Source organism: Ruegeria faecimaris (assembly GCF_900182615.1).
In the GTDB taxonomy this organism is placed as follows: domain Bacteria; phylum Pseudomonadota; class Alphaproteobacteria; order Rhodobacterales; family Rhodobacteraceae; genus Ruegeria; species Ruegeria faecimaris.
Map to the genome: position 1 here is coordinate 74,544 of NZ_FXTE01000005.1, position 11,312 is coordinate 85,855.

An 11,312-nucleotide genomic window follows, 5' to 3' on the forward strand; every position below is an offset into this window, starting at 1 on the left:
AGTTTCAGAAACCGGCCTCTGACCGCAAGTTCCTCATCAAGGTCCGAAGGGCGTTTTCATAGCGTTCGTTAACCAGCTTGCCCTGTGCGTCGAATTCGTTCGAACTGTCGGCCAGATGAATTTCCGGCCCTTGCAAGATGCGCGTCTGGAACGGAACCATATAGCTGCGCAGTATCATCTGTGCACGTTCCCCGCCCGCACGACCCGCAGCGGCAGACATCACCGCAACCGGCTTGTTCGCCCAGGGCTTATCCTTGGTGCGACTTACCCAATCCAGCGCATTCTTCAACACGCCGGACGGCGCTTTGTTATATTCCGGCGTCGAAATGATCACCGCATCCGCACGGGCGATCTGACCGGCCAAAACCTGAACGCCCTTGGGGATGCCCTCGCCTTCTTCAAGATCGCCGTCATAGAGCGGCAAGTTCAGGTCAGCCTCGATATGGGTGCCCGGCTCAAACAGCCGCGCCGCCTCGCGAAGCAGTTTTCGGTTGGTGGCATTTTGGCGCAGCGAACCTGACAGGCTCAGAAGGATCGGTTCGGACATAAAGGTCTCCGTTCAGGCGTTTTCCAGAAGGTAGCTCCTGATCACCGCCAGCCAAAGCCCACTTGACGCGCAGTCAATGTGCAAAAACGGGCACCTTGACGGTGCCCGGTCACATCATGTGTTGCCGTTGGGGATGATTTCGATATCAACCCGACGATTCCGCGCCTTCCCTTCGGGTGTGAGATTCGAGGCCGCAGGTCGGTTCTCACCCAAACCGATGGTGCTGATACGGGCCCCGTTCACACCATTGGCTTGCAGAACATCCGCCACGGACCTCGCCCGACGCTCAGATAGGGCCTGATTATAAGAGGCTTCGCCATCACTATCCGTATGGCCAATGACCTGAACGGCCGAGTTGGGATATCTCACCAAATTCTGACCCACCCGGACCAAATCAGAACGCAATGCAGGCCGTACGGTCGAGCTGTCGGTGTCAAAGGTGATGTCGTTGGGGACGGTAACAATCAGGCGGTCGCCTGCGTTGACGATTGTAATGCCGTCATTTGCCAGCTGCTGGCGCAACTCAGCCGCCTGACGGTCCAGTTGATTGCCGATAAGGCCGCCACCTGCTGCACCGATTGCACCACCAGCCAGCGCACCCAAAAGCGGATCCGAGTCGTTCGCAATGGCCCCGACACCGGCACCAACCAACCCACCCAAAAGCGCACCCTGTTTGGTATTTTGGTTGGGGTCCGAGGGCAAGTTCAGCGTTCCGGGGTCGGTGCAGCCCGCCAAGAACAAGGCCGAGCAAAGCCCAGCAGAAACAACAAGCTTGGAAATCGTCATGATATCACCTTCTGCTCAGAGGCCCGTTTGCCGGGTCCCATTATTTGGCACAGTATATCGCGCTGCCCCCCCGCAGGCTCAAGCAACAATCAGGTGATATCGGCGAATACCCGCCGTTCAATGGGCCTCGGCAGGGGAACCCCATTGGTTCTGCTCCTGCCAGATCTCCCGCAGCGGCTGCCCTTGGCCGCAGAAATGATCGTCAACCATTTCGCAGGCCCAGACGCGATCGGTCCGAAAATGGCGAAAACCGTTGCGCAATTCGCACCACGCAACCAGCATCGTGCACTCGATATGATAGATCAGGGCAACCGGACGGACGACCCGTTCGGAGCGAACGTCTTGCGAGCTGACATATGTGAGGCGAAGCTTGCGCTCGCCCCGGATGGCTTCGCGGTAATTCACGACCGGGATACAGCCCTTGGCCGGATCATCAACCGGAGCCCCCCAAGGCGCGACCTGCAACCAGTCGGGACTTGCGCGCAGGCCTTCTATTTTCCGGCAAATGCGTTTGGCGGCCTCCTGCAGGGTACTGTCGCCGGTCCGTGCCAGCATTGACAGACCGACCCAAAGCGCCTCGACCTCTTCAGCGTCGAAGTTCAGTGGTGGCAAGTCATAGCCCCGCCGCATCAGATACCCGACGCCGGCTTCGCCCTCGATCGGTGTGCGTTGGGCCTGCAGTGCCGCGATGTCGCGATACACCGTGCGCACCGAGACTTCGAGCTTTTGCGCCAGCATCTCAGCGGTAACCGGAGCGTCGGCGGCACGCAGAATCTGGATGATTTCAAACAGGCGGGACGAACGGCGCATGGCAAACTCCGGTTTCTCTGCTGACACCTTAGCACACCCCCCTGACAACGCGCTGTCAGGAGTGATGCGGGATGCTGGTTCAACAATTCACAGGAGATTACTGATGCCCAGCCTCGACAATCACGTAATGATGACACTGCAACTGGGACGCTGGTCCCAGGACCATACCCTGCGCGCCTTTGAAATCGAACGCGAGATCATGGCCAGCCGCCAGCCCTGCGCCCCAAAGAAACGCACCAGACGGTTTTCGTTGGGCAATCTCAAGCTGCTTTGGACCAATCCCGCCTGAGCCTAGAACCCGGCCTTGGCGCGAAACTTCATCGACGTCCCGCTATCGGGGCTTTTCAGGCGCAATTCCTCGGAATGCAGCATGAGGCGCGGAAAGGCCCGTGCCTCACCTTTTGCATAGAACGGATCACCCAAAATCGGATGGCCCAGCGCCAGCATGTGAACCCTCAGCTGGTGCGAGCGTCCGGTTTTCGGGAACAGGCGTATGCGGGTAGTGTTGCCTTCATGTTTGACCACGCGCCAATCCGTCACCGCAGGTTTACCAGTGTCATGGCAGACCATTTGGAGCGGCCGGTTGGGCCAGTCTACAATCAACGGCAGATCAACAGTTCCGGTCTTTGACTCTACCATGCCCCAGACGCGGGCAATATAGGTCTTGCGAGTCTGACGCTGTTCAAATTGCATGCTCAGATTGCGCTGCGCATGGGGCGTCTGGGCAAAAACCATCACGCCCGAGGTATCGCGGTCCAACCGATGCACAAGCAGCGCCTGCGGAAACGCCGCCTGCACACGGGTCAGCAGACAATCGGCCAGATGCTCTCCGCGACCCGGTACGGACAAAAGCCCCGAGGGCTTGTTCACCACAATCAGATGCGCATCTTCGTGCAGCACATCCAGCGGTGTTTTCGGGGGATCGTAGGTCTCGCTCATGCGGGTCTGCCTATCGCAAGCGACAACCTCCCGCAACGTCGCGCTTGCCTGAACTGAATAGTTCAGCAAATGATGCGACAACTCGGAGGAGAAACCATGCACCCGACAATCGAACAACTCAAAGATGTCATCACAAAAGGCGATGAAAGTCTGATTCACGAGTTTCTGGCCGAAGACGTGCGTTTTCTGCCGCCGACCTACTACAGCACCTGGGCCGGGCGCGAACCCGTGGCGGCTCTGCTGGGGCATGTGGGGCAGGTATTCTCGGACTTCAGCTATCGTCGGATCATGGGTGAAGGCAAAGACTGGGCGTTGGAATTTCAGTGCAAGGTTGGTGATCTGGATGCGGTTGGTGTGGACTTGATCCGGCTGAATGATGAAGGCTTGATCGAAAAGTTCGAAGTGGTCATGCGCCCACTTAAAACTATTGCAGCCCTGCGGACCGAGATGATGGCACGCGTGGCAAAAGACCCTCGCTTTATCAATTTTAAGGACGCTTTGGGTTGACCAAGCCTGCCCGGATCGGAGCTGATCAGTTTCTGAGATTACCGCTGTTGCCACTATTGGCGGCACAGGGGATTTCAGTTCGACGAAAGGCGCGGTTCCTGCCCGAACCGACCGGGCCGCGCGAAGGCCGTGAAGGGCGCGGCCCGCGTTTGCGGTTGCTAATCGCAGGCGACAGCTCGGCAGCAGGTGTTGGCGCTGGCACCCAGGCGCAGGCTTTGTCCGGGCAGTTGGTCGCACAGCTAGCAAAAAGCCACAGTGTCGAATGGCGGCTCGAGGCTATGACAGGGCATACAACGCTGGATACACTGAAACGCCTTGACGGTCTGACAGATCAATTTGATGCCGCCATTACGGCGCTTGGCGTCAATGACGTCACCCGTGGCGTCACTAAAAAGCGGTTTGTCGAACACCAATCCCGTCTGATGCACCTGATCACCGACCAGCTTGGAGCCCGGCGTGTCATTGTAACGGCCGTTCCCCAGATAGGTCGGTTTCCCGCCTTGCCGCAACCGCTTGCCTGGGTGCTGGGGCGTCAGGCAGCCCGCCTGGACCAAGGCCTGCAACAGATTGCGACCGGCTTCCCGCAAATCCGCCATCTGTCCATTGATTTACCCGACGACCCGGCGCTGGCCGCCTCGGATGGGTATCATCCCAGCCCCAAAGCCTATGCGATCTGGGCCGAAAAAGCCGCCGAATTGCTGCGTCAGGCCTGAGCGCGTATCTGCCGGATCATCGGGATCGAATAGACCACAAGCGCGGCCCAGATCAGCGGAAACGCAATCATGCGGCCGCGGTCGATCTGCTCTCCGAAAACCGCGATGGCAGTCACAAAAATCATCGTCGGCGCGATGTATTGAAGGATGCCCATCGTCGACAGGCGCACCAGTTTGGCACCATTGGCATAGATCAACAGCGGCACGGCGGTCACCACCCCGGCCCCGGCCAGCAGCATGGTGTCGGTTGCGACCAGCCCGAAATGCCCCGTCCCGTTGATCCCCAGCCAAGTCACATAAACCAATGCGGGGATCAGCAGGATCAGCACTTCCAGGAAGAACCCCTGATTTGGCCCGATGGGGAGTGAGCGTTTGAAGAAGGCGTAGAACCCCCAGCTGAACATAAGCCCCAGCGCCGCCCAGGGCAGGCTTCCGGCCTCTACAACAAGAACCACCACCCCGGCTGCGGCCAACCCAACAGCAATCAGCTGCGTCCGGTTCAAAGGTTCGCGCAGCAGCACCGCGCCCAGCGCGATACTGAACAGCGGATTTATGTAATAGCCCAGCGCTGCGTCCAGCGCATGCCCACTGGCAATCGCCCAGACATAGATCGCCCAGTTCACCGATATCAAAGCAGCTGTCAGGCAGGCCATACCCAGCATCTTGGGATCGCGCAGAGCTGACTTCAAATCCCGCGTCCGGCCCAGTGCGATCAGCAATAGCCCGGCCAAAGGCACCGACCAGATGATACGATGCGCCACAACCTCAACCGGCGCGATATGGGCCATCGCCTTCATGTATAACGGCAAAAAACCCCACAAAACATAGGCCGTTACCGCCAGAACAAGTCCTTTTGGCGTATCGGCATTTTGTGTGGGTGTTGCGTCAGCCATTGCGGATCTCCGGGAATACCGGTCGTCTTTACGGCAACCCGGACATACTTGGGAACCGCGAAAACTGTGAAGCAACCCATCAGGATATTTGATATGTGAGACCAGAACAAAGCCGGAGCGCCGCAGCGCTCCGACAATTTGATTACACTTTGACGCGTTCGGATTTCGGATCGTACATCGGTTTCAACGATGCCTCGGCCATTACCTTCACGCCGCACACGTCGATTTCATAGGTTGACCCCAGAACATCCGCCGCCTTCTCACCCTCGCAGGGCACATAGCCCATACCGATAGCGCCACCCAAAGTATGACCATAATTGCCCGAGCTGAGATAACCGACATATTCCCCGTCCCGCACGATCGGTTCATTATGGAACAACAGCGGTTCCGGGTCGGTCAGGCGGAACTGAACCAGACGGTTTTTGGGCCCGCTTTCCTTGCGGGCAATCACTGCTTCGCGCCCGATAAAGTCACAGCCTTTGTCCACCTTGATCGCAAAACCAAGCCCGGCATCCACGACGTTGTCCTCGCACGTGATGTCATGACCAAAATGGCGAAAGCCCTTTTCGATCCGGCAACTGTCCATCATGTGCATGCCACAGAGTTTCAGGTCCATGTCCTGACCGGCCTCATGCAGCGTTTCGAACACATGGCCCGCCATATCGGCGGACATGTAGATCTCCCATCCCAGCTCGCCCACATAGGTCACCCGATGAGCGCGGGCCAGGCCCATGCCGATCTCGATCTCTTGTGCGGTGCCAAAGGGGTTGGTCGCGTTCGAGAAATCCGCCGGCGAGACCTTTTCCAGCAAAGCGCGCGCATTGGGGCCCATCACGGCCAAAACGCCTTCGCCAGCGGTAACATCGGTTATGACCACGTTGAAGCTACCCACATGGCGCATCATCCAGGTCTGATCCGCCAGCCGCGTCGCCGCCGGGGTCACGACCAGATAGGCGGTCTCGGTCAGACGGGTCACCGTCACATCCGCCTCGATCCCGCCGGTGCGGTTTAGGAACTGGGTATAGACGATCTTGCCGTTCGGCACCGAATAATCGCCGCCCCCGATATAGTTCATGAACGCCTCGGCATCCGGTCCTTCAACGCGAATCTTGCCAAAAGAAGACATGTCGTACATGCCAACATTCTCGCGCACCGCGCGGTGTTCAGCAGCTGAGTTCTCGAACCAATTCTGACGTTTCCAACTGTACTGGTATTCGCGCTCCTGCCCCGGATTTGCGTACCAGTTTGCACGCTCCCAGCCCGCCAGTTCACCAAACACCGCGCCCTGCTCTTTCAGATGGTGATGGAACGGGGTGCGCCGAACACCGCGCGCAGTGGCTTTCTGGCGATAGGGGTAGTGGTCGGCATAAAGCAGGCCCAGCGTCTCTTTCGAACGCTCAAACAGATATTGCTTATTGCCCTGAAACGGCTGCATCCGGCTGATATCCACATCGCCCAGATCAAACGGTTTCTCGCCGCTATCCATCCATTCCGCCAGCGCCATGCCCGCACCGCCCGCAGATTGAATGCCGATCGAGTTGAAGCCCGCCGCGACCCAGACATTGTCCATCTCGGGCGCGAGACCGAGGTGATAGGCATCGTCGGGGGTAAAGCTCTCTGGTCCATTGAAGAATGTATGAATCCCAGCCTCGGCCAACATCGGCATCCGGTTACACGCAGCTTCTAGAATGGGCTCAAAGTGGTCGAAATCCTCGGGCAGCTGGTCAAACTCAAAGCTCTCTGGGATGCCGTTCATCCCCCAGGGCTTGGCATTGGGCTCAAAAGCACCCAGCAGGATTTTGCCCGCATCTTCCTTGTAATAGGCGCATTCATCCGGCACCCGCAGAACCGGCAGTTGCGACAGTCCGTCAATGCCTTCGGTGACGATGTAGAAATGTTCGCAGGCGTGCAGCGGGACGTTCACACCGGCCATCCGGCCGACCTCATGCCCCCACATGCCGGCGCAGTTCACCACCATATCACATTCGATATGGCCCGAGCCGCTGCCGTCATCGGCAACCCAGTCCACGCCCGTCACGGTACGGCCCTGTTTGGTGATGTCGGTGACCTTCACCCGTTCCTTGGTAATGGCACCGCGTTGCCGTGCGCCCTTGGCCAGGGCCAGCGCGATATTGGCCGGGTCACCCTGCCCGTCCAGCGGAAGATAGACCGCGCCCTTGACGTCTTCGACATTCAGATGCGGATACATTTCCTTGACGCGCTCATTGGAAATCTCTTCGACCTCAACGCCAAAGGCACGTGCCATGGCAGCCAGGCGATAGATCTCTTCACGGCGTTCCTCAGTCAGTGCCACGGTAATCGATCCACAGCGTCTAAGCCCGGTGGACACGCCGGTTTCCTCTTCCAGCGCGCCGTAAAGCTCCTGCGTGTATTTTGCCAGTTTGGTCATGTTGGACGAGGCCCGCAGCTGAGCGATCAGACCCGCCGCATGCCATGTGGTGCCGCTGGTCAACTGCTTGCGTTCAAGCAGCACAACATCGCTCCAACCTTTCTTGGTCAGATGATAGGCAACCGAGCATCCGATGACGCCGCCGCCGATGATGACAACTCGGGCTTTGTTTGGAAGATCAACCATCCTGAGGACTCCGCTGAATCAGGTTTTGGGCACGTTGCCATGGAAGATCGACAATAAATGCACCAAAAGCGTCATGTTATGGGCGATTTTCACCTATGTGACGCAGCCCGTCTTTCGCGCCTCAGAACAAAGGGCGTGACCCCGAAAAAGCTTTTGTAAACCGATGAGAAACCGTTCGGAAAGCCGCAGGCCAGACCGATTTCCCGAACGCTCATCGTGGTGTTCAGCAGCAGGTTGTTAGCCTTCGCCAGCCGCATCTCGCGATAGAAACCGTTTGGGCTGGTGCCAAAGAAAGCTTTGAATTTTCGCTCAAGCGATCGGTTCGAAAGATTTAATGCCTCGACAATCTGCTGGATGGGTAAGGGGTCTTCGATATTGGCCTGCATCAGCTTGATACATTGATCCAGCTTGGCGTCCCCAGTAGCTGTCAGTTGCGCCCCCGAGAAAGGCTGCATCGATGAAAAGTCGCGGATATTTTCGTGCAGCATGATATTGGCCACCGTCATCTTGGCAGGCCCCGAGATGTGGCGTCCGATCACGGACAAAGCAACATCGGTTGTCGCCTCCATCCCTGCGCAGGTCACGACCTGGCCCTGTTCTGTGGCTATCGACAGCTTCGCCTCGAACCGGGCCCCGCGTTCACTCAGGAAAGAGGCGTTTTCCCAATGGGTCGCCATGTCTGCGGTGCCAAATTCGTCAATATAGCGGCTGGCAGCTTCGGCCAGCAAAAAGACCTGAGCGCCTCGGAACGTATAGTCCGATACAACCCGTCCGATAGACAGATCGGGGTGGTCAGGGTCGGAATTTCCGATCACAAACAGATAATCCGCCTTGGGATGGGTTGATACGGGTTCAGTTTGGACCGTCGCATCGCTGCTGCTGGCAATGGGCCCACCTTTCAGAGACCGATAGGTAAAGCTGAAGGGCGGGTTGGGGCAGACGCGGTTGGCCAGCCTCAGAACCTCAATCAATGCGGCAAGCTCCAACAGCACATAGCCCGGCGCGACCAGAACATCGAAATGTATCTGCGCCTTGTCGGTCAAGCTATCTGGTCGTTGCCGCATCTTTACCCCCTTCAGACGATGCTGTGGCCAGCAGCGCACAGCCGATCTGCCAGTCGCTGAATGTGATCGGGACCGACTTCGCAGCATCCGCCGATGATAGTTGCACCCTGCGCCACCCACCCCATCGCCTGATCAGCATATTCATCCGGCCCAAGGTCGTGGCGCTGTTGCAGCGCATCGACGGTTGGGGCGTCTTGTAGAAATTCCTGGGTAATCCCGGTGAAGCCATTGGCATATGCCCCAAACGGACGCCCGAAGGTGGCGATAATATTCAGCGCAGCGGGCACCGCCTCGGGGCGCGAGCAGTTGATCAGCACGGCCTCAGGCGTAAAGCGATCAACCAAAGATGCTATTCCCGACAATGGCTCACCCGACCGAAGCCGCGTCCCATCATCATCCATCACGGACAGCGCCAGCCAGACCGGCTTGTCTGCCTGTTCCGTTCCACGCAACGCGCCTTCGGCCTCTTGCACCGACGACACGGTTTCGATCAGGAACAGGTCAACGCGATCTGCCATCATCGCCACCAGTTCGGTGAATTTCTCTGCCGCCTCTTCGACCTCTGGATTCAGGTCCGGCCGGTAAGAGGCGAGAAGCGGACCCAAAGCCCCAGCGATGCGCCTACCCGCCGGGCGCGCACGCTCGGCCTGCGACAGGGCCGCCTCGATCAGATCTGGCAGCTGATCACCCAAGCCGACACGGTCCAGACGCGACCGGTGAACAGCATAGGTATTTGTCGTGGCCACAGTCGCACCGCGTGAGAAATAATCCGCATGCACATCCCCGACCAACTCGGGATGGTCCATCATCACCCGGGTCGACCACAAAGGCGTCGGCGCATCGCCGCTGCGTTTGACCAGTTCCTGCCCGATAGACCCATCCAGAAGGGTTATGTCTGCCATTGATGAACCTCCTCAGGGAACCAGAACCAGTTTTCCCGGAAACGTTTTTGACTGAAAGTCCTCTTGCGCCGTCGCAATGTCTTTCAGCGGATAGGTTTTTGAAATCAGGGGCTTGATCCGCCCCGCATTCATCAGTTCGACCAGGCGACCGAAGACTTCGAACGGCTGATGGGTGCTGCCGTGAATGGTAATGTCGCGCAGATAGATATCCCGCAGATCGGCTTGAACAATCGGGCCAGCAATCGCACCCGCAACGGCATAGAGACCGCCCGGTTTCAGCGCCAGGATCAGGTCAGCCCATGCAGGTCCGCCCACCACGTCAATGACCACGTCGAACATGTCGGTGGGCAGCGACGCATCCCGGTTGAACGTGGCGGTCGCGCCCTGGCTTTTCACCGCTTCGGCCTTGGCCGCACCGGTCACGCCCCAAACCGAGGCACCGCGCAGCGCCGCCAGTTGCACAGCGGCAAGGCCGACGCCACCGGATGCGCCGGTGATCAGCACCTTTTGCCCGGCAGTCACACCGGATCGGGTCAGCATAGCCTCGGCGGTTCCAAAGGCGCAGGGGATGGCAGCGATTTCATTGTCGGACAGGGGTGAGGCGCTGACATCATAAAGGTCATCGGCCTGCACCAAACAATATTGCGCAAAGGCGCCGTCAATCTCGGACCCAAGCACGATGAAGCCTGTCGGGTTGCCCGGTCGCGGACGTGGCAGGTTGATCGGACAGGTCACGCGCTGGCCCGGGGTGAACCCGGTCTCGGGCCCCGCGATTTCGACGATGCCGCACAGGTCACCGCCCTGAATGCGCGGGAAATTCAGCGCGCCACCCCAGCCTCCGGCTTCGACCTCTTGATCCACCGCATCCGTAGCGCCGGTCACATCCGAGGAGTACCAGCCGATACGAGTGTTGATATCGGTGTTGTTCACCCCGGCTGCGGCCACACGGACCAGAACCTGCCCCGGCGCAGGGGTTGGGACGGGTATATCGTCACGCCATTCCAGCGCCTCGGGCCCGCCGTGACAGGTCAGGAATACACCGGACATCGTTTTAGGCAGTGTCATGATCAAACCTCGTCATCGGGATGAGGCGGCACAGAGCCCATCGGGACAATGTCATACCGCGCGTTCAATTCGGCCATTTTCGCCTCATCGGCGAAGTCCGCCTCGGTCATCTTGGCCAGCTCAGCAAGGAATCCGTCAAAACCGGCAGGCTGGAAAATCATCAGCATCTTAGCAGGTGCATTTCCAGCAACGCGGCAGGCATGCGGCACACCGGGCGGCACATGCATCGTGCTGCCCGGCCCACAGCGATGCCAGTCGCCATCAACATAGAAATCCACTTCGCCTTCCAGAAAATAGAAGCTTTCGGCATGGGTTTCATGGCGATGAAGGCCAAGCGCAAAGCTGGCCTTCAGATTGTCTTCCATGAGCGTATAGGCGCCATCAGTATCCCGGGTCGAAACCTTCACAAATGTGTGGTCATTTTCCCAGTCATAATTGAGGCCCTCTCCGGGCCCCCGTTTTGAATAACGCATGCTCATGCAGGTCTCCT

13 protein-coding genes are annotated in these 11,312 nt (G+C 58.6%); 3 read left to right on the forward strand and 10 right to left on the reverse strand.

Going from position 1 to position 11,312, the window contains the following annotated elements:
• Positions 1-4: 4 nt before the first annotated feature.
• The 3 genes from FN806_RS11030 to FN806_RS11040 form a co-directional block, all read right to left on the reverse strand.
• A complete protein-coding gene (locus FN806_RS11030) occupies positions 5-547 on the reverse strand; it encodes an NADPH-dependent FMN reductase (RefSeq protein WP_142637034.1) in 543 nt (180 codons plus the stop codon).
• A 114-nt stretch (positions 548-661) separates the two neighbouring features.
• Positions 662-1,333, reverse strand: coding sequence for a YiaD family glycine zipper/OmpA-like lipoprotein (locus tag FN806_RS11035; RefSeq protein ID WP_142637036.1), 672 nt, complete (start codon positions 1,331-1,333; stop codon positions 662-664).
• Between the two features lie 117 nt (positions 1,334-1,450).
• Positions 1,451-2,143, reverse strand: coding sequence for a helix-turn-helix transcriptional regulator (locus FN806_RS11040; RefSeq protein ID WP_142637038.1), 693 nt, complete (start codon positions 2,141-2,143; stop codon positions 1,451-1,453).
• A gap of 103 nt (positions 2,144-2,246) precedes the next feature.
• Between FN806_RS11040 and FN806_RS11045 the strand changes: the two genes are divergently transcribed.
• Positions 2,247-2,432 (forward strand): hypothetical protein, encoded by a 186-nt coding sequence (locus FN806_RS11045; RefSeq protein ID WP_142637040.1) that lies wholly within the window; start codon positions 2,247-2,249, stop codon positions 2,430-2,432.
• Between the two features lie 2 nt (positions 2,433-2,434).
• Here FN806_RS11045 and FN806_RS11050 read toward each other — a convergent pair whose 3' ends face one another.
• A complete protein-coding gene (locus FN806_RS11050) occupies positions 2,435-3,241 on the reverse strand; it encodes an RluA family pseudouridine synthase (protein WP_281286270.1) in 807 nt (268 codons plus the stop codon).
• Here FN806_RS11050 and FN806_RS11055 point away from each other — a divergent pair.
• A complete protein-coding gene (locus tag FN806_RS11055; RefSeq protein WP_142637264.1) occupies positions 3,179-3,589 on the forward strand; it encodes a nuclear transport factor 2 family protein in 411 nt (136 codons plus the stop codon). The two genes, FN806_RS11050 and FN806_RS11055, sit on opposite strands and share 63 nt — an antisense overlap.
• On the forward strand, positions 3,586-4,302 hold the full coding sequence (locus FN806_RS11060; RefSeq protein ID WP_246097232.1) for an SGNH/GDSL hydrolase family protein: 717 nt from the start codon (positions 3,586-3,588) through the stop codon (positions 4,300-4,302). Before FN806_RS11055 ends, FN806_RS11060 begins: the two co-directional genes overlap by 4 nt.
• Here FN806_RS11060 and rarD read toward each other — a convergent pair.
• The 6 genes from rarD to FN806_RS11090 form a co-directional block, all read right to left on the reverse strand.
• Positions 4,293-5,195 (reverse strand): EamA family transporter RarD, encoded by a 903-nt coding sequence (gene rarD / locus FN806_RS11065; RefSeq protein WP_142637043.1) that lies wholly within the window; start codon positions 5,193-5,195, stop codon positions 4,293-4,295. The genes FN806_RS11060 and rarD overlap by 10 nt on opposite strands.
• Before the next feature lie 142 nt (positions 5,196-5,337).
• Entirely contained in the window at positions 5,338-7,791 is a 2,454-nt protein-coding gene (locus tag FN806_RS11070) for a GcvT family protein (RefSeq protein WP_142637045.1), read from the reverse strand.
• An 89-nt stretch (positions 7,792-7,880) separates the two neighbouring features.
• Positions 7,881-8,855 carry a GlxA family transcriptional regulator gene (locus FN806_RS11075; RefSeq protein ID WP_142637047.1) on the reverse strand — a complete coding sequence of 325 codons (975 nt, stop codon included), beginning with the start codon at positions 8,853-8,855 and terminating at the stop codon, positions 7,881-7,883.
• A gap of 11 nt (positions 8,856-8,866) precedes the next feature.
• Complete coding sequence (locus FN806_RS11080) at positions 8,867-9,757, reverse strand: homocysteine S-methyltransferase family protein (protein ID WP_142637049.1); 891 nt, start codon at positions 9,755-9,757, stop codon at positions 8,867-8,869.
• Between the two features lie 12 nt (positions 9,758-9,769).
• On the reverse strand, positions 9,770-10,822 hold the full coding sequence (locus FN806_RS11085) for an alcohol dehydrogenase family protein (protein ID WP_425471984.1): 1,053 nt from the start codon (positions 10,820-10,822) through the stop codon (positions 9,770-9,772).
• A 2-nt stretch (positions 10,823-10,824) separates the two neighbouring features.
• On the reverse strand, positions 10,825-11,301 hold the full coding sequence (locus FN806_RS11090; RefSeq protein ID WP_142637051.1) for a cupin domain-containing protein: 477 nt from the start codon (positions 11,299-11,301) through the stop codon (positions 10,825-10,827).
• Between the last annotated feature and the right edge of the window lie 11 nt (positions 11,302-11,312).